The following is a 17,837-nucleotide window of genomic DNA, read 5'->3' as shown; positions in this document are numbered from 1 at the left end:
TCGTTTGATCACTGCTGTGATTGATTTCAAAATTACATTAGAGAAGTTGTGCCCTGAATATCCTGTGTAAGTTTATGCTTCATGATTAGTAGTAGAGTAAGAAGATAGTTGGGACGATCGTGGCAGTGGCTTCCGCTGACAAACTGATGTGCCTTCTGTTGACGAACTGATATTGCAAATATGGCAACGTATTTTAAACGTATTTTACAAATGTGTCAGGTTGATGTTTAATGATTATTGTTTCTCTTGTGTTTCTTTTGTTGAGGTAAAAAGAATTAAATGAAACCAGCATCGCATTTTTCATACACCCACCCCCATTGTCTTAAAGAACAACATCCATGATCTATAGAAAACTTACCTATGGGGAGACAACTGTAAAAGGAGAAACAACTGTAGAAATACAGACGCAAAAAAACAAAACCCGCATGTGTCATTAAATACTATTTTCTATACACTGTCAATAGAAAAATATAATCTCATATTTTTATTTTAGATCATCTGCTTTGTGGGGTGATGTTTGTTGTTTTTATCGGAAAGTTTTTTGAATGCGGAAAAACAACAATTTTTCCCTTTTTTTGGGAAAAAATATGGTGGTGATAAGATAAAACTATGAGATTTCTTGTTTTGATGTGGAAGATGTCGGTACTGGTAGACGATGTTGGTGTTAGTGGGTGATATTGATGTTGGCTGTGCTTTCATTGGTGCCTGTTCTTTAGACAAAAAGCTGAAAAAGAAGTAGGTGTGATTTTAACTTTCAAAGTATTTATGAAGTGCGTTAAGAATAATACGCAATGAACAGACCAGATGAGGAAGTTCTTGATCTTCTACAACAAGATATTGTAACGCAGCATGAAAGTTATGTTGGCGATACAGATGTTGTGTTTCTTGAATTATTTCTTTCATATTTTCATAGCGATCAGTTGCTTTTTGAATCCATAATTTTTGTGATTTTTCATTTGATGTATGCGCAAAATTATCATAGTAGCCGTTTGGCAAACCTTTTGCACATAAATAGTCGTTTCTGATTTGTAGATATTGTTGCGCAGTATCGTATTGCTCTTTACTGATGCCTGATATATCCTGTTTACATCCAAGTAAAAAAAGACGTCCAATGTAGGAACTCGAAAGTGGATTTTTAGCTTCTTCTATGCTCAAACCAAAGTGTTTGGCACGCATCTCAATCATCTGTTGAGGAGGTGGTATGCGGGGGTTTTGAGCACGTGAAATACGGCCATTTGGTTCTCTTAGTTTTCCTGCTATTCTCGGTCTACCGCGTTTTTTACGTATTTTCATGAATTTACCATTTAAATTTTAAAAAATTGTTTGTTTAAAAAGGGGAAAGGTAAAAAGTACTTGAGAAAGTGCCACCATTGGAACGTATAATGGAGGGGGAATGATAAAAATTAAGTGCTGTAGAGGCGTTTTGTTTTTCTCAAGTTTAAGAGAAACGTTCCTTCAATGGCAAAATAATCTTTGTTACAAGTTGTTCATCACCATTTTTATTTTACCATTTATAGCGGATCATTTGCCCTCTATAGAAATTTTCAAATTTGTTGAAAAATTGAAGAGTCATATTTACCAAATATGAACGAAAAAACACAACAACATCCCATTCTTTAAACAGCAAGTGGAGGGTTTTTTGAGGCGCTGTTTTATTTGTATTTTTGTTTGAGAAGATTTCGCAGAAATTTTTAAGTTTCGCTTGAGAAGCAACTGTTTTGTTATTTTGTACAATACTGAGAAGCTTGATACGCATTACTTTATTAGGCATATCTTTACATCCTTTTTAGAGGAAAATTATCATATTTTGAACAGAATATATCTGAAAAAAGAAAACTATATCCTATGTTATAATACCATAATAGCACTTATATTTTCAAACAAAATATAGATAATATATTGTAATACAATATTAATTATAAAAGCTTCGAGAAAATTATTCTGGCTTGCCAATTCTTTTTATTGGTTTCTTCTTTATTAAATATCTCCTTTATAGAGAGCATTCGCAATTTTTTCTTCATTTTTGCGGTGATCTAAAAGTAAACCTTATCATGAAGTTGTCCTGAAATGAGATCGTTGAATAATAAAGAGGATCGGATAATAAAAGGGTTATTTTTTCTTTTGCGTAAATATTTTTGCGAAAGTTTGTGTAACCATATTGAAAATAAATCATGTAGCTTTTTAATGTAAATTTTGAAAGTAGGGTTTGAAAATTTTATTAAGATTGATACACGCATTTTCAATGCATAAAGTGATTCAATGTCTTCATAAAAATTTTTAAAAAGAATGTATTGAAAATCATGTGAATGAAGGTAGCAGGAAGAATAGTTGGTGCTCAATTTTATGTTGTTCAATTTTTGAGAAAATGACCGATCCTTTATTTTCAAAAAAGGCTGATCATTATCTTTCAGTATTGTAAAATATTGTCTTTTAGAACTTTGATATAAAGCATATAAATGCCTATTAAAAATATAAATACTTGTTTGCATTTGCCTCTAATGTCTCTTGTATTAATATTTTATGTTAATAAATTGTGGAAAAAAGCTAAACTCAATATTTAGGGCAAAATTTATTCAGGATTTCTATGAAATGAATCGCCTAAGCAGCCAATGGGTAAAATTTGTGCAAGGGAAACCAATTTTCTGAAAAATTGACGGAATTATAGATACGGTATTTCTTAGGCGAAAAGAAAGTTAAGCGAAAACAAAATTCTATAGAGAGCAAAAATTATGTATCCATAATAAAAGAAAAAACAAAAATAAAGTCCCAACTTTATTAGGGACTTCTCAATATTTAACTGTATAACTCAATATTTAACTGTATAATATGTAAGAATAGTTAGTATTTTATTTTAAGAACCGCCTATGATTCCATTTCCTGATCCTAAAAGGAATACTTGTATACAAAATACGAAAAAATTATATATTAATCCACCTAATACATGTAATAATTCTTTGCTTTTTTGATATAAATTTTGACTATCCACTACTTCTGTTTCAGCATCATCTTGTATTTTTAGTATATCCAATTTATCCAATGTGTTACCTACAGGTTTAATAAACTGCAAACCAGTATCATCAACAGTATAATTAGTAACAATAGGAGAGGGTTGTTGATTGACTATACTATCAGATTCTTGAATTGCAAGGGCTAAACTACTTGTTACTGCACTTGCTATAAAAAAATATCTGATATTCATAGTTTTTCTCCTCAGTATTTATTTATAATATAAATATCATAATGGATTATATATAAATTCAATTTAAATAACTATAGTAAAAATGCAACAGTCACAAAAAAGAATATAATTTGTCTACAATTTGACAAAATCTACTCTTAATTGCCTTAATTAATTCTTTCAGAATCTATTTTATAATCTTTTTGTGAATTTTGAGGGGTTCATACATGTAATCATATAGAAATGGATAACAAAATGGCTATTGGCGTGCTCCTAACAACGGAGCACCTATGAAGGCTAAAAGTATCCTGTGAGGAATTGGGTGCATCCGTATGAGGGTTTGGATGCGCTCCTTAAAGGTGGGGTGCATCCGTATGAGGGTTTGGATGCGCTCCTTAAAGGTGGGGTGCATCCGTATGAGGGTTTGGATGCACTCCTTAAAGGTGGGGTGCATCCGTATGAGGGTTTGGATGCACTCCTTAAAGGTGGGGTGCATCCGTATGAGGGTTTGGATGCACTCCTTAAAGGTGGGGTGCATCCGTATGAGGTTTTGGATGCGCTCCTTAAAGGTGGGGTGCATCCGTATGAGGGTTTGGATGCACTCCTTAAAGGTGGGGTGCATCCGTATGAGGGTTTGGATGCACTCCTTAAAGGTGGGGTGCATCCGTATGAGGGTTTGGATGCACTCCTTAAAGGTGGGGTGCATCCGTATGAGGTTTTGGATGCGCTCCTTAAAGGTGGGGTGCATCCGTATGAGGGTTTGGATGCACTCCTTAAAGGTGGGGTGCATCCGTATGAGGGTTTGGATGCACTCCTTAAAGGTGGGGTGCATCCGTATGAGGGTTTGGATGCACTCCTTAAAGGTGGGGTGCATCCGTATGAGGGTTTGGATGCGCTCCTTAAAGGTGGGGTGCATCCGTATGAGGGTTTGGATGCACCTCATGTGTGTTGAACAAATTTCTATAGGCATATCACATTTCCGTGCGAAAATGGAAATAGCTAGAGAAATTTGTGTGTTTTTATATCCTGTAGTAGTCGGTTATTGTATATTTCTACGAATACTCATCTTGCATCTTTTAATATTCGAAATGATTATAGAAAGCGCTAGAATGTCAGCATAATAGCAAAAAAAGCTGAGAAGTCTACAATAATTGGGATATTGGAGAAACTTCTTTTTTGCAATCTTTTCTTGATTTTATTTTTCAAAAAAATTAACATACTGAAGCATTATACGGAGCATAAATATTTTAATAACTGTTGTTTTGTGTTCAAATTATGCAGTTATAGATTTTCTTAAAGATAATTTTTTATTCATCATCTATATGATGAATTATTTTTCAAGGTATTGTAGGCGCAATAATTGGTATTGTAGGCGCAATAATTTTTTGAAGTGCTATAAGCATTGGGAAAGTGTTATAAAAAATTCTTTTATTTTTTACAGAATATAACTTTGAGAAGCAGAGTAAGTTTGCAAAGCTGCCCATACATGAGAAAATGATAAGTGTAATGCCATGTATTTGATGCATGAAGATTTAAACAGATAAAAATCTTAAAAACTGCAAATTGTTTAAGAGTGGAAGAGAATGTTCTCTGTTAGATGAATGTTGGTGAAATAGATATCCATAGGATGGATGTTTATGGGATCAATACTCGTGGGATGGAGGTTGGCAGGGTTGGTGCCGACGAGGAAACCCAAGTAGAGGTGATTTCCAATAAAGTGAATTTGGTATTCTTTACGGTTTTTCAGATTTGTTTCATGCGCGTTGTTGTGTATCCATCGTCTATGGATGATGTTGTGTGTTGTTCAGTCTTTTGTTGGTTGTAGAACTGGTTGGTGCGTGATGTTTTAATCTACAGTTTTATTACCCGATGCTTTCGGGGTAGGGATGATGGATTTTTCTTTTTATATCAAGTGTGTTTTATCGTAGAAAATAATTTCTACAGAAAATTAGCAGATTTAAACCAGTAAATCTTAATGAAAAATACTGCTCAAGTTTGTTTGCTTCAGTAATAGGAGAGGCATGATTCCGGTAATGGATAGGGTAGATATCTTTATGGGGGTGATGTTTAAAATAAACTTTAAAATTAAAATAAAAATCTGTCTTTCTGTGATAAGAGATGCAGCATTTTGTGCGATTTTTCAAGTTAAAGCATAGCGGGATTTAAGCGAGAGCGTTTTATTTGATTCCCATAGGTATAAGGTTTGTTGAAACATATGACGCTTAGAGAAAGAAAAAGCGCGGAGGAAGAAGAGCAGTGAAGATTGTGGAGAAGGGAGAGGGAAGATTTTCTGTGGGGTGATGCTGTTTCTTTGTTGTTGATGAACGGTAGTTGGTGATTGTGTTTAAGTCCATGTGAGGGGGATTTTAATGGGTATGGTTTCTGGTTAGGTATGGCCGTTGTAGCAGTGAAGATTGTGGAGAAGGGAGAGGGAAGATCATATGAGGGTATTCTTGGCGGAGGCGGTGTTTGCTTAAGTGAAACGTTGGTGAGGGTGGAGAATAGATTGGAGAGGGGAAAGAAGCGTGGGAATCATTCAGAGGGTTTACGATTTGTATATCCCCAGTGAAAGGCGAGCAGTTCTAAACAATCTCGTAAATGATCAGCAAGAGAGTTTTGTTTGCGTTTTAAGGGGTTTAAGTCTTTAATTGCTTGATCATAACCAACCACTTTTTCTACAAGGGAATAGCCAAGAATACCAAGCATAACTTTGACCTTTTGTAAATGATTAGTTGCTTCTATTTGACGCTCAAGAGGGTGTGTATAACTCTGGCTGCATTCAACCTTTTCATGTGTGTAATCGGGACTCATGTGCAAGTCAGCTTGGCTTTGGCGCCAGTAAACATAAAAGCGTTCTGCTGCCCTATATTGTGCTTTGCTAATATGTCCTTTTGTGTATAAAAGCGCAATAGGACGCCCCCGTACATTGGCGATAGCTTTAACAATGCGCGGGTTGTTGCCACTTTCTGGGTGGGTTGACTGAAAATAAGGATTGCTTGTTTCAATGAGCACTTCTTGCGTTTTTAAATGGCCAAGGTGCGCCTTCTCTTCACGAGGATGGGAGGAGGAAAAAGTGTGTATCTTATTTTTTTGTTCCTCTTGGTATTTTCTTGTCTCTTGATGTTTCATGTCATCTCCTCTTTTTCAAAAATTGTTGTGTTGTTTTATGTTCAAAAAAAATCGGATGTAAGTTGGTCTTAAGCGTTTGAAGGGATAGGCTTTGCTCAGTATTTCCTTGAGGGGAGGATTGGAGTTGGTGGTTACTGCATTGTTAGAGCTACCCTTGGTTTTATTTTGGTGAGGACAAAAAGTACCGATGTTACATAGGTATTTGTTGTGAAGGTTGTGGTGCTTTGCTGTGTTGTTGGAGCGGTGCTTTTGGGAGCGAAGCATATGGGTGGCACCGGTTTTTGATCTCGAATAATGGGGTGATTGCGGATATTCTTGGACTCGTCCATTTGTTTGTTCAGGAGGGGGGAAGAGGTGTTGATGTGTTGTGGAATTGGTTTTGGAAACAAGTAGTGTTGGTTTGACGTTCAAGATAACATCTTGGAATGAGGGGGTGTTCAGAGGAACAGCGATAGCGGTATGTTTTGGGGTCAAACCAAAGACCAATTTTGCCTTCAAAATCTCCGGAACGTTGTTTTGCTATATTCATAATAACGCCAGGGCGTTTTGATAATTCTGCTTTTTCTTCCTTGAGTGATGCGGCAAAGATTTTGTCTTCTAACGGTCGATTACGCCAAATGGTGATGATATTAAAGGCGTTGGCGCCAATTTCTGAGGCACCTTTAATATCTTCCGTACCAGGGATATCTTTCTCTACTCCTCCTTTTCTGGCATGGGCAACAAGGTGAATATGTACCGCGTTTAAAACAGCCCAATCAACCATTCTGTAAACGGCTTGTTCTTGTCCCGCATAGTCATCGGAGGAAATGCCTAGCCGCATTAGACTGTCGATGATAAATTGATCACAACCATAGCGCGCGCGGCAATAATCAAAAACATCTAGCAATGTGTCGATACTCGATTTGCCAACATGCTCATAAAGCAACAGTCCGTCGTCTAAAAAATGCAGAATTCGCTCAATTATCTTTGTTGTTGGCTGCTCTACACCTCCTGTTTGTTTAGTTAAACGGCGTAGCGATTGTTCTCCTTTCATTTCTAGCGAGGCTAAGCAAAGGCGGCTCTTTTGAGAAATCCAGTGGGGTATGCAGTCTGATAACAGTTGGCTTTTCCCAACACCGCTCGCACCGCTCCAGAGTGTTAATTCCGCTGGACGAAAATACAATTTGCCATTGAGTTTAGGATAGGGAACCGTATAACCAAGATGCTGTTCAGGAGTTGGCCAAAATAGTCCTATTACTCGATCTTTATAGTCTGAGGCGTGTCGTAATCCTTCTGGTGCAAAGCTTTTGGCGGAGGAAAAGGCAGCTTGTATGGCGGCAGCATCAACACCAGCGGTTAAACAGTCATTGGCATCTTTACGAGGCAAGCGGACACGGTAGCAACGGTGGCGACCAAGCCTGCTGGCAATTTCTTGTGCTGCTTCTTCTCCTGGTTTGTCCATATCGGTGGCTAAAAAAATCGTCTCAAAAGCTTCTAAATGGTCAAATTCATTTTCAATCCAGTTATGTTTTCCTCCACTACCGCCGCCAAAGGGTACTGAAACTGCCGGATATCCATAGGCCGCTAACGAAAGCGCATCAATTTCTCCTTCAGTGATGACAAGGGAACGATTTGTTGAGAAAAAAGTCTGCTGTGTGGTGGTGCAAGGTTGCTGTGTGGTGGTGCGAGGTTGCTGTGTGGTGGTGCAAGGTTGCTGTGTGGTGGTGCAAGGTTGCTGTGTGGTGGTGCGAGGTTGCTGTGTGGTGGTGCAAGGTTGCTGTGTGGTGGTGCAAGGTTGCTGTGTGGTGGTGCAAGGTTGCTGTGTGGTGGTGCAAGGTTGCTGTGTGGTGGTGCAAGGTTGCTGTGTGGTGGTGCGAGGTTGCTGTGTGGTGATGCAAGGTTGCTGTGTGGTGATGCAAGGTTGCTGTGTGGTGGTGCGAGGTTGCTGTGTGGTGGTGCAAGGTTGCTGTGTGGTGGTGCGAGGTTGCTGTGTGGTGGTGCGAGGTTGCTGTGTGGTGGTGCAAGGTTGCTGTGTGGTGGTGCGAGGTTGCTGTGTGGGGTAAAGAGCTTGCCAGCCAAATAAAATTGGTTCACACTGTGCCGCTGTCGGTTTTGCTTTTGCGTTTGCTTGCGCTAGCCGTTCTTTCACTAAAGCAAGGGTGCCATCTGGCTTATAAAAGGGAAAAATAATCTTATTTCCCTCTTCCCCTATCCGGTAACGCTTTAAAATTTCAAGAGGAATACAGCGTTCTTTGTTGAGATAAGTTTTTACCAAATTCTGCGGTATGGTTCCTTTTGGAGTTGGGGGATGCCGATAAGAGCGATGGGGTGCCATAAAGGGTTTGGGACGGGTAAGATTGAAGAAGGCACGCGCTTCCTCTAAGGCTTGAGAGAGGCTTATCCCTTTGACTGCACACCAAAGGTCTAAAAGGTCACCACCTCTGCCTTCCGCAAAATCATACCAAAGCCCCGCTTTATCACCATTCAAGCACACCGATAAACTTTGACCTGCTTCACCGCGCGTGCTCCCCACAATCCAATCATTGCCACGTTGGTATCCTCTTGGCAAAAGCGTTTCTGCTATCACTCTCGCTTGAGAGATAAGCTTCTGTTTTATTTCAAAAATTGTGCTCATAGTCATTTCGTCTGGTAGTTGATGAGAGTTTTGTAAATGTCGTCGGTGTCGTTGTATTGTTGGCTCAAGATTTTAGGGTTTTGATGGGAGTGAGTGGAAAAAACACTCAACCTTTCTTGATGTTTTTTTATTCGTTCAATCTCACGGCGAAACCAATTGCGCCACGTTGCTTGCCAATCGACTTTGAGCGCTTCTTTGCCACTTTTTGCATGCCAATAATCGCGAAATTTCTTTTCTTGCCAATGCGCTTGCTCTTCACTTAGTCCTTCTGAAATCGCTGCAGCGATGTCTGCTTGCCAATCCATGGCAAGGCGATGCCCTTTGAGCATTGTTGTGCGGCTTTTGGTTTTGATGTTGGAGCGCGTTGAGTTTTCTTGGGAGTTGTCTGAGATTGGCGTGCTGTGGGTGGAGTTTTGCGTGTTTGCTGATGAGGCGGAAGTCTGCTTTGTGCTCATGCGGGGGATGCGTGAATTTTGGGGGATTGAACCTGAATCAGTGGGCTTTTCTGTTGTCCCATCAGAACTGAAAAAGTTTTCTCCTTCCTCGTTAATGCTGGGGGTATCTTTTATGTTTTCACTAACGGTTTGAGCAGGGGAAGCCTGACCTTGTTTGCGAAAAAGGTGTGGTGAAGGTGTCTTGGGTGTGGGGGGAAAATAGAAATTTTCTCCTGTGGCCTCTTGTGCTTTTGTATCCTTTGTCTTGGCTAAAAAATTCTTTTCTGAAACACCGTTAGGTGTTTCCTTTTCTTCCCTATTCTGAGCTTCTGAGCTTTGTTTATCATCTCTTGCTCTTTCGTTGAGCAGTTGTTGAACCTTGGCATTGATTCTATTGCGTTTTTGTGCCGAAGAACGACCAGCAAAGGATTTCTGTTCAAGCAATTTTACTCGCTCGTGAAATACATTTTCGCAGCGCTTATTCCATAAACCATTCGCTAAATTTAAAATTTTTCCATCTTCTATCAGCATTTCTAAAACATTCGTAAAAGTTCGCTTGTCACAACCACAAAGACGCGCTAAACGTTCTAGCGATAACTCTAGAGGACGACCTCGTGCGTACATTTCGTTGAGAAGAATCGTATAAATTCCGATCTCATGTGCACGCATTCCGCGAACACTCCCTAGAAAATCATTCTGATACCAACAAACATAAGGAAGCTTAGACGATTCATAGTGTGGAGTTTCTTGTTGATTGGCGTGTTGCATGCTTCAATCCACTTTCTTCTTCTTTAGATATTTTCATTCATAACAAAATCGAAAACAGCGTTTTTGGCAGACGTTGGTATTTCATTAAAGTTTATACGCTTGGGTGAAAATTTCGGTTCTGTTCCTCTAGAGAACGTGCTTGCTCAAAAGGGCTTTGTGGATTCTAACAGATGAATCCCGCATGCTCAGGCGCATGCAACCATAAACTGTGAGATTGTATAGATGACAAAAGATAAAAAGTACAATATTTGAGACGCATGGGCTTTCTGGAGGTGCCTTTTGCGATCTTTGGGGTGGTAAAATATTCGTTTGACTTAGAAATGCGCTTTTATCCCCCCTTAAAAAGTAAAATTTGTTTTTAATATTATCCTTTTTAGAGGATATTGCAAGCTCATTTTACAAAAAGGACGTGTTTTTTTTTAAGATGCGCTATATGGTGAAGCTATGAATATCGATGGTTGGCGTCAAAGATTAAGCGCAGAGCTCAAAAAAACTGGCCGGTCAAAAAGATCTATCTCTCTCGCAGCCGGTAAGGGTGCTGGGTATCTTCATTCTATTCTCGCTGAAGGGAAGGAACCAACAATTGAATCTCTGTCACGTGTTTGTCATGAAATTAACATCAGTATGAATTATATCCTTTACGGTGAGGATGCTAGTTCGGAAGATAAAGAGTTCATAAATCTTATTTCAAGACTTTCTCCTGAGGAAAGACAGGCGATTTTAATTCTTTTGCGGCGGCCAACTGACGAAGCGTTAAAATAAGTTCTTTCTGTGCTTTTTCATCAAGAGTGCACCAGTATTTTATCAGTTTTAAATCACTCATTTTAGCTCTCCTGTCTGTTGGTGGTTGAGTTAAGTAAGAACAAATAGAGAACAGTACAAGGACACAGGTGAACAAAAAAGGACAGAATTTTGTTCACAAACGCCGTTTCAACGTCGTAAAAATTAAAATTATATCTTTTATTAAGGATAATATTAATTGACCTCTCTCCCATAGAGGATATAATGGTAACGCTATATTCAGCCTTGTCAAGACAAAGCTGTGCGTTATCAACTATCGAAAGGGGGGGATTTATGAAAAATATTCCATTTGTTAAAGAGGATGAAATTATCATACTTCTTGGTGAAGATGAAAAAAGTTGTATCTATGAAGGACCACTCGGACAAATTGAAGAAGTGCTCGAATTTATTGAAGAGGGTGAAGTTGTTCATAGAATCTTGCGTCTTGATCTCACGACGCTTCATGTAGATGATGTGAGTGAACAAATCGCTGATGCCTATGTTGCAAATTATGAAATTGACGAACAAAATAAACAAATTCAGCCATTCGTTCTCAATAGTGATGCTTACCACGTATATTTAGATGAAAAAGTGGCGCAGGATTATCAAGATAATCTCTATGGTTCTTATGAAAAACAGCATCGTTTACGTCCATGTGATGTGTTGAATGATTACTGGTGGTAAAAAATGGCAAGTTATCTTAAGACTTTTCATCAGGGATTTCCTCTTTACTACGCCGGAAATGCCCAAAACACAATCAGACTCGAACCACAAAAGAACAATGCAGTCCTTTTCATATCGAAACAGGCTGCAGAGTGTGTCGCAAAAAATTTAGCTCAAGAATATCAGCGAGACGATTTTTTCGTTGTGAAACAGCATGATTAAGATTCGTTATGCAACAGCATGATGGAGATAAACTTTAGTCAATAAAAAGGATACAGCATTTAAGCGTTTTTCCATTGGGGATACTCGATCCTGTGGAATAAAATGCTTACATGCCGTGTTCTGTAGTTGTCTATGTTGCCGGCTGTTAGGGATGTGGAAGTGCTCGGTTTTGAAGAGAGCTTGTGAGGCATATGCAGAAGAAGCATGTGCAGAAGAACTATTTGGGAAAAGCATTTGGGGAAGTGTTTGAGGATGTTCACGCGGGTTTAGAAGGAAGTGTGTATGGGGTGCTTTAAGAAACAAAAAGCTTTGAGGTGTTCTCAAATTATTTGAGAAGGAAGACAGTATTTTCAAGGCGGAGGATGCGAGGTCGGTATGTTGGGGGTGAGATAGAGGATGCGAGGTTGGTATGTTGGGGGTGAGATAGAGGATGCGAGGTTGGTATGTTGGGGGTGAGATAGAGGATGCGAGGTTGGTATGTTGGGATCTTTGAGAGGAGGAGGGGTTCAAAAAAGGTATGTTCCTCAAAAATAAAGGATGTTGCGAGCTTTGAGAGAGAAGGCTGAAAATAAAAATGCGGTCAATGCTGGAGGATGAAAGTTTATGCCAATTGTTATCGATTGTATTCAGGGAACAGAAGAATGGCTGCAAGCACGTAGTGGTTTGATTACGGCTTCTTTGTTTGAAATGGTTATGGCACGAAAAAAACAGGGGCAAAAAACATCGAAATATCATTCCATTATGATGAAACTTGCAGGAGAAAGAATCACTGGAAAAATTGTCGATGAAGGGACAACAGTTTCTATGCGACGAGGAACAAAATTAGAACCAAATGCACGCAAATTATATGCTACGCTTACGCACACAGTGCCTGAATGTATCGGGTTTGTTTTGGCCGATGATCGCATGAAAGGTTTTTCTCCAGATGCCTTTGTGGGAAAAAACGGATTATTAGAAATTAAAACAAAAAAACCAGAAATTCTCATTCCTCACTACGCTCAAAAAAATTTTCCAGAAGAGCACAAGGCTCAATGTCAGGGAGGATTGTGGATCGCTCAACGTGAATGGGTGGATTTAATGCTCTATTGGCCAGATATGCCGCATATGATTAAGCGCGCTTATCGTGATGAAATGTATATTCGAAAACTTGAAAGTGAAATTAGTCGATTTAATGAGGAATTGGAGATCATGGTGCAGAAAATTAAAAATACTGAGGCAGAGGGGGATCGCAGAAGGGAAAATATCCTTGAAGGTAGAACAAGAAAAAAACTTATAAGAAAAAAACGCACAAAAAGAGAATGAGGAGGAAGGGCAGTGGCTTGGTGATAGGAGACTGATAAAACCAAACAGGGGTAAAAATTGCAAAAGGATATAAGACAAGAAAGAAAAAAGGAGAGGCATGCAAGTATTGAATTATATAAAAATACTACAATAATAATATTGAAAGAAGGTTGTGAAAGGAAATATTACAAAAATGTCATGAAAATACTAAGAAAGGACGGTGATTGTGAAAATACTGTAAGGATAAAATGTTACGCAAAATGGTGCTGCGAGAGAGGATTGAACTCTCGACCTCTCCCTTACCAAGGGAGTGCTCTACCACTGAGCTACCGCAGCCGTTTTCAATCTTTGCGACGTCTTCTGCCATATTGCCATAAAATAGGCAAGAGAACATTTGTCTGTTCTTGCAATAAAATCTTCTTGTGTCAGCTTATACATTTCTTATACACAATGTTGAAAGGCCGTGAGTTGCTCGGAAAAATCAATACTACTCAAAAGGTTGCGCAATGACACAGAGGCATCAAAAACAAGAAAAAATTAATCATAAAGATGAAAAAGAAAAACGACAAAAAGAAAGATTAGCTCAACAATTGCGCCAAAATTTGAAGCGCAGAAAAGAGCAGAGTCGAAAAAGAGCTGAAACAGTGCTCTGAAAAATATTTCTTATGGAAATATCTGCAAGTAGGCGTCTCAATGCTTCGTTATGGCATCTAGGATTTATCCTAAATTTATCAATTTCGTTTTGAAAGCATAAAAAAAATAACTTCTCGGGGGTAAAACCTTTGGAAGGGGAAACACAAAGGGAAAACACGATGGATTCTATTCAAATTGTTGGCGGTAAAAAACTGAAAGGAACAATTCCTATATCAGGAGCAAAAAATGCTGCATTGCCTCTGATGATCGCGTCATTGCTTACTGAGGAAACGCTTACGGTAGAAAATATTCCCCATCTTGCTGATGTTGAGTTGCTCATTCGTATTCTTAATAATCATGGAGTCGGATATGCTGTCGATGGACAGGAAGTACAACACGATTGCGTGGAATCTAGAACGATCCATTTTACCGCTCAAAAAATAGTCTCAACACATGCTTCATACGAATTGGTCAAAAAAATGCGCGCAAGCTTTTGGGTGATCGGACCACTGCTTGCTCGATGTCGAGAGGCATATGTATCTCTGCCTGGAGGATGCGCTATCGGAACAAGACCCGTCGATTTTATTCTCGAGGGACTCAAAACTCTAGGGGCACATATCGCTATCGAAAATGGATATGTTCGTGCTAAAGCTCCAAGAGGATTAAAAGGGGATATGTATCGATTCCCTAAAGTCACTGTTGGGGGAACTCATGTGATGCTTATGGCAGCAACTACAGCAAAGGGACAAACCGTTCTCGATAACGCTGCTTGTGAACCAGAAGTCGCTAATCTTATCCGAACTCTTAACGCTATGGGGGCAAAAATAGTCGGTGAAGGCACAACAACACTCACTATCGAGGGAGTGAAAAAACTTAATGGTGCAACAATACGAGTAATTCCTGATCGAATTGAAGCGGGAACCTACGCAATGGCTGTCGCTATGATAGGAGGTGATGTGTTTCTAAAAAATGCAAACCCTAATCATTTGTCACAAGTGCTCAAAGTGCTTCAAAAAACTGGACTCGATATTCAAATAAAACCTCAAGGAATTCAGGTGAGACGAAGTGGGGGAAAAACAAAAATAATGCCGGTGGATATCAAAACCGGACCTTATCCCGCTTTTCCAACAGATCTACAAGCTCAATTCATGGCGCTGATGACAAGAGCGCAGGGAATTGCTCATATCACAGAGACAATTTTTGAAAATCGTTTCATGCATGTTCAGGAACTTATTCGTTTGGGTGCTCAGATCAAACTCGATGGGCAAACAGCTACCGTATACGGAACAGAACAATTGCAAGGCGCACAAGTGATGGCAACCGACTTGCGTGCTTCCGTATCTCTTGTTATTGCTGCACTGGCGGCAAAAGGAGAAACAATCGTTAATCGCGTGTATCACCTTGATCGCGGGTTTGAAAGGCTGGAAGAAAAATTAGCACAGTGTGGTGCTACCATTCAACGTGTAACAGCGTAAACCATTTTACCCTTTAACGTAAACCATTTTTACCCTTTAATTTGTATGAATCTGGAAATTGATGTGCACGTACATGGTCTATTTCTTGAGTTTGTGAGGTTGTAGAAATCAGATAAATATAGCTCTCAGATATCTATCTCTAAATATTCGCATCGTAGACAAAATCACAAGATGGATGGGGGCTTGGGCTTCGTTGGGGATCAATATCCTGCCAATCATCATTCCAGCAGGCATTACCTCTATCGAATACCGCTCCAAAGAGATCGTATTGAAATCATTTTATATCTAGCGGAAAATCTTAAACTGTTTTATAGTGGACAGGGTGTTCTGCGCTCCTCGACAGGAAATAACGTATTCCTGAGACCTTATTGATCTCTAAGGGAGCTGTCCCTGATAAAGCTCGTGGGCTTTTTCATATGGCGCCCACCTATTTTGTAGGTTCCCGGGGTCAACTTTTTCCACCGGTTGTCGTGGATCACCTTATCTCTTGCGCAATAAAATAAAGTGCTGTGCTTTTTTGTAGGTTCCCGGGGTCAACTTTTTCCACCGGTTGTCGTGGATCACCTTATCTCTTGTGCAATAAAATAAAGTGCTGTGCTTTTTTGTAGGTTCCCGGGGTCAACTTTTTCCACCGGTTGTCGTGGATCACCTTATCTCTTGCGCAATAAAATAAAGTGCTGTGCTTTTTTATAGGTTCCCGGGGTCAACTTTTTCCACCGGTTGTCGTGGATCACCTTATCTCTTGCGCAATAAAATAAAGTGCTGTGCTTTTTTTGTATGAAGTGAATTGCTATGGTCCTTTCGAGAGGTTTATGAGAACCTTGGCCGATTTAAAAGACCTTGTTTTGCGCATCTAAAATAGGTTACAGAATAATTAATGAGAAAAATAGTGTAAACATCTCTGGTTCGCTGAATCAATTTACAAATAAGATAAACAAAAGAAAATCACTCTACTATGCTATCCTTTCAGCAAGAGGAAGTATGCTGCTTTTGGCACTACAATTGTTTTTATTTACAAGTGCTATACTTAATGATTTGAGGAAAAAATGGTAGAAAATACAGAAAATCAGCAGTGTTCCTTATCAATTCGAGCACAGCTCAGAAAGATTGGATTATCAAAACGTGATGCTCTTTCGTTACAAGAACGCTCTGTTTTTTCGCAGCAAGCCTGTTCCCATGTGATGAAGAACCTTGAGGAAAAAACAAAAGATTTTTCAAGCATGATTCTAGCAGGATATTGGCCGATCAAATCGGAAATTGATCCGCGTCCTTTATTGAATGCTGTCGCGTTGCGTGGTGGAAGATTAGCATTACCGGTAGTGATTGATTCAAAAATCATGGTGTTTCGTGCATTTTCAAAAAATACAGTGCTAGAATCGATGCGTTTTGGAACATTCGGCCCTGGTGCAGAAAATGCTGTTGTTATACCAAATGTCATTATTGTTCCTCTTGCCGCATTTGACAAACAGTGTAACCGTCTCGGATATGGAGGGGGATATTATGATCGTGCCGTTGAAGCTCTTGAAAAACAAGACTATAAGCTCGATTTATTTGGATTAAGCTTTTCGTGTCAGATGGTCGAATCCATTCCCAATGCAAAACATGATCTTGTTGTAAAAGGAATTTTTACAGAAAAGGGTTTCTTAAAGCGATAAAGTATGATTAAAACGCCTATGCGTTTTTTATTTTTAGGTGACATTGTTGGAATGATGGGTTGCAAGGTTGTTTTCGAACACCTTCCAAAACTGATAAAAAAATGGAAACTTGATTTTGTTGTGGTGAATGGTGAAAATGCGCACGATTTTGGCATAACACAAGAGATATATCAAGATCTCTTAATGGTGGGTGTTGACGTTGTGACAACCGGTAATCACGCTTTTTCGTGCCAAGAAACAGTAAAATATGCGCATGACAGTGATCGTTTTTTACGACCAGCAAATTTTGTGCCAGAAAATTTTATGCAGGAGGTACCTGGAAAGGGATCTGGTGTCTTTATAGCAAAAAACGGGGCGCATGTTCTGGTTGCAAATCTTTTGGGAAGTGTTTTTATGCCTTGCAAGGCAGTGGATCCTTTTGAAACAGCTGAAAAAATTTTATGTGCCTGCTCTTTGATGGAACAGGTCGATGCAATTATTTTTGATTTTCATGCAGAAACGACGAGCGAGAAGCAGTGTTTTGGACATTTTCTTGATGGTCGTGTAAGCGTGATTGTAGGAACACACACTCATATTCCTACGGCTGATGCGCAAATTTTAGAAGGCGGTAGTGCTTACTTAACGGATGCGGGGATGTGTGGAGATTATAATTCGTCTCTTGGAATGGATAAGGAAGAGCCTTTACACCGTTTTCTTTACAAGAAAAAGCGGGATCGTTACGAATCGGCGCGAGGACCTGCTACACTTTGCGGTTTAGCGGTCGAAATTTCAGACCGAACAGGTTTAGCAGAAAAAGTTTCTGCAGTACGAATTGGCCCTCATTTGAAGCCAGAAATTCCAGATTTTTGGTAGAATTCTTTCTGCAACATATTTGATGTCTGCTCTCCAATATTCCCTTTTGAAGACTCTTTGTGGCAATGCGGTTAGCTTGGAAAAAATTCGTTCTATAAAAAAGAAAGTCCCTCCAAAAAAATCTCAAGCGAGAGCTCCTCAAAAAATTTGCCT

General features: G+C 39.3%; 15 protein-coding genes, 1 tRNA gene and 1 other RNA gene. 11 read left to right on the top strand and 6 right to left on the bottom strand.

What is annotated here, in order from left to right; genetic code table 11:
* Positions 1 to 747 precede the first annotated feature (747 nt).
* Both V4B17_RS05910 and V4B17_RS05905 read right to left on the bottom strand, forming a co-directional pair.
* A complete protein-coding gene (locus V4B17_RS05910; protein ID WP_455479237.1) occupies positions 748 to 1,293 on the bottom strand; it encodes a hypothetical protein in 546 nt (181 codons plus the stop codon).
* Between the two features lie 1,558 nt (positions 1,294 to 2,851).
* Positions 2,852 to 3,199, bottom strand: a complete 348-nt coding sequence (locus V4B17_RS05905) for a hypothetical protein (RefSeq protein ID WP_455479236.1) — start codon at positions 3,197 to 3,199, stop codon at positions 2,852 to 2,854.
* A gap of 289 nt (positions 3,200 to 3,488) precedes the next feature.
* Between V4B17_RS05905 and V4B17_RS05900 the strand changes: the two genes are divergently transcribed.
* Together V4B17_RS05900 and V4B17_RS05895 are read left to right on the top strand one after the other, a co-directional pair.
* Positions 3,489 to 4,130, top strand: a complete 642-nt coding sequence (locus V4B17_RS05900) for a hypothetical protein (protein WP_455479235.1) — start codon at positions 3,489 to 3,491, stop codon at positions 4,128 to 4,130.
* Between the two features lie 645 nt (positions 4,131 to 4,775).
* Positions 4,776 to 5,003 carry a hypothetical protein gene (locus tag V4B17_RS05895; RefSeq protein ID WP_455479234.1) on the top strand — a complete coding sequence of 76 codons (228 nt, stop codon included), beginning with the start codon at positions 4,776 to 4,778 and terminating at the stop codon, positions 5,001 to 5,003.
* Positions 5,004 to 5,710: 707 nt separating this feature from the next.
* On the opposite strand, the gene V4B17_RS05890 is transcribed toward V4B17_RS05895, so the two are convergent.
* From V4B17_RS05890 to V4B17_RS05880, 3 genes are all read right to left on the bottom strand, one after another.
* The gene (locus tag V4B17_RS05890) at positions 5,711 to 6,307 is read right to left on the bottom strand and encodes a hypothetical protein (RefSeq protein WP_455479233.1); all 597 of its coding nucleotides are present in this window, start codon (positions 6,305 to 6,307) and stop codon (positions 5,711 to 5,713) included.
* A 337-nt stretch (positions 6,308 to 6,644) separates the two neighbouring features.
* Entirely contained in the window at positions 6,645 to 8,921 is a 2,277-nt protein-coding gene (locus V4B17_RS05885) for a toprim domain-containing protein (protein ID WP_455479232.1), read from the bottom strand.
* Positions 8,922 to 8,923: 2 nt separating this feature from the next.
* Entirely contained in the window at positions 8,924 to 10,123 is a 1,200-nt protein-coding gene (locus V4B17_RS05880; protein ID WP_455479231.1) for a YdaU family protein, read from the bottom strand.
* A 444-nt stretch (positions 10,124 to 10,567) separates the two neighbouring features.
* On the opposite strand from V4B17_RS05880, the gene V4B17_RS05875 reads away from it, so the two are divergent.
* The 4 genes from V4B17_RS05875 to V4B17_RS05860 all read left to right on the top strand — a co-directional run bounded on the left by V4B17_RS05875 (position 10,568) and on the right by V4B17_RS05860 (position 13,090).
* Positions 10,568 to 10,885, top strand: coding sequence for an XRE family transcriptional regulator (locus V4B17_RS05875; protein ID WP_455479230.1), 318 nt, complete (start codon positions 10,568 to 10,570; stop codon positions 10,883 to 10,885).
* Positions 10,886 to 11,197: 312 nt separating this feature from the next.
* Entirely contained in the window at positions 11,198 to 11,587 is a 390-nt protein-coding gene (locus V4B17_RS05870; RefSeq protein ID WP_455479229.1) for a hypothetical protein, read from the top strand.
* A 3-nt stretch (positions 11,588 to 11,590) separates the two neighbouring features.
* Entirely contained in the window at positions 11,591 to 11,788 is a 198-nt protein-coding gene (locus V4B17_RS05865) for a hypothetical protein (protein WP_455479228.1), read from the top strand.
* Between the two features lie 603 nt (positions 11,789 to 12,391).
* Positions 12,392 to 13,090 (top strand): lambda exonuclease family protein, encoded by a 699-nt coding sequence (locus V4B17_RS05860; RefSeq protein WP_455479227.1) that lies wholly within the window; start codon positions 12,392 to 12,394, stop codon positions 13,088 to 13,090.
* A gap of 240 nt (positions 13,091 to 13,330) precedes the next feature.
* Here V4B17_RS05860 and V4B17_RS05855 read toward each other — a convergent pair.
* A tRNA-Thr gene (locus tag V4B17_RS05855) sits at positions 13,331 to 13,405 on the bottom strand.
* Positions 13,406 to 13,575: 170 nt separating this feature from the next.
* Between V4B17_RS05855 and V4B17_RS05850 the strand changes: the two genes are divergently transcribed.
* The 5 genes from V4B17_RS05850 to V4B17_RS05830 all read left to right on the top strand — a co-directional run bounded on the left by V4B17_RS05850 (position 13,576) and on the right by V4B17_RS05830 (position 17,684).
* Positions 13,576 to 13,722: a hypothetical protein gene (locus V4B17_RS05850; RefSeq protein WP_455479226.1), complete on the top strand. Its 147-nt coding sequence runs from the start codon at positions 13,576 to 13,578 to the stop codon at positions 13,720 to 13,722.
* A 159-nt stretch (positions 13,723 to 13,881) separates the two neighbouring features.
* Positions 13,882 to 15,177 carry a UDP-N-acetylglucosamine 1-carboxyvinyltransferase gene (murA, locus tag V4B17_RS05845; protein ID WP_455479225.1) on the top strand — a complete coding sequence of 432 codons (1,296 nt, stop codon included), beginning with the start codon at positions 13,882 to 13,884 and terminating at the stop codon, positions 15,175 to 15,177.
* A 321-nt stretch (positions 15,178 to 15,498) separates the two neighbouring features.
* Positions 15,499 to 15,658, top strand: a non-coding RNA gene (ssrS, locus tag V4B17_RS05840) — 6S RNA.
* Positions 15,659 to 16,223: 565 nt separating this feature from the next.
* Positions 16,224 to 16,832 (top strand): 5-formyltetrahydrofolate cyclo-ligase, encoded by a 609-nt coding sequence (locus V4B17_RS05835; protein ID WP_455479224.1) that lies wholly within the window; start codon positions 16,224 to 16,226, stop codon positions 16,830 to 16,832.
* A 3-nt stretch (positions 16,833 to 16,835) separates the two neighbouring features.
* On the top strand, positions 16,836 to 17,684 hold the full coding sequence (locus V4B17_RS05830) for a TIGR00282 family metallophosphoesterase (RefSeq protein WP_455479223.1): 849 nt from the start codon (positions 16,836 to 16,838) through the stop codon (positions 17,682 to 17,684).
* Positions 17,685 to 17,837: the final 153 nt, after the last annotated feature.

Source organism: Bartonella sp. B23 (genome assembly GCF_053793815.1).
This window is presented reverse-complemented; position numbering and strand designations above follow the sequence as displayed.

Bases quoted from the DNA above. Each gene is read 5' to 3' on its own strand.
- V4B17_RS05885 (WP_455479232.1), bottom strand. From the start codon at position 8,921: ATGAGCACAATTTTTGAAATAAAACAGAAGCTTATCTCTCAAGCGAGA.
- V4B17_RS05850 (WP_455479226.1), top strand. From the start codon at position 13,576: ATGACACAGAGGCATCAAAAACAAGAAAAAATTAATCATAAAGATGAA.
- V4B17_RS05890 (WP_455479233.1), bottom strand. From the start codon at position 6,307: ATGAAACATCAAGAGACAAGAAAATACCAAGAGGAACAAAAAAATAAG.
- V4B17_RS05835 (WP_455479224.1), top strand. From the start codon at position 16,224: ATGGTAGAAAATACAGAAAATCAGCAGTGTTCCTTATCAATTCGAGCA.
- V4B17_RS05880 (WP_455479231.1), bottom strand. From the start codon at position 10,123: ATGCAACACGCCAATCAACAAGAAACTCCACACTATGAATCGTCTAAG.
- V4B17_RS05865 (WP_455479228.1), top strand. From the start codon at position 11,591: ATGGCAAGTTATCTTAAGACTTTTCATCAGGGATTTCCTCTTTACTAC.
- murA (WP_455479225.1), top strand. From the start codon at position 13,882: ATGGATTCTATTCAAATTGTTGGCGGTAAAAAACTGAAAGGAACAATT.
- V4B17_RS05910 (WP_455479237.1), bottom strand. From the start codon at position 1,293: ATGAAAATACGTAAAAAACGCGGTAGACCGAGAATAGCAGGAAAACTA.
- V4B17_RS05895 (WP_455479234.1), top strand. From the start codon at position 4,776: ATGAATGTTGGTGAAATAGATATCCATAGGATGGATGTTTATGGGATC.
- V4B17_RS05905 (WP_455479236.1), bottom strand. From the start codon at position 3,199: ATGAATATCAGATATTTTTTTATAGCAAGTGCAGTAACAAGTAGTTTA.
- V4B17_RS05870 (WP_455479229.1), top strand. From the start codon at position 11,198: ATGAAAAATATTCCATTTGTTAAAGAGGATGAAATTATCATACTTCTT.
- V4B17_RS05875 (WP_455479230.1), top strand. From the start codon at position 10,568: ATGAATATCGATGGTTGGCGTCAAAGATTAAGCGCAGAGCTCAAAAAA.
- V4B17_RS05830 (WP_455479223.1), top strand. From the start codon at position 16,836: ATGATTAAAACGCCTATGCGTTTTTTATTTTTAGGTGACATTGTTGGA.
- V4B17_RS05860 (WP_455479227.1), top strand. From the start codon at position 12,392: ATGCCAATTGTTATCGATTGTATTCAGGGAACAGAAGAATGGCTGCAA.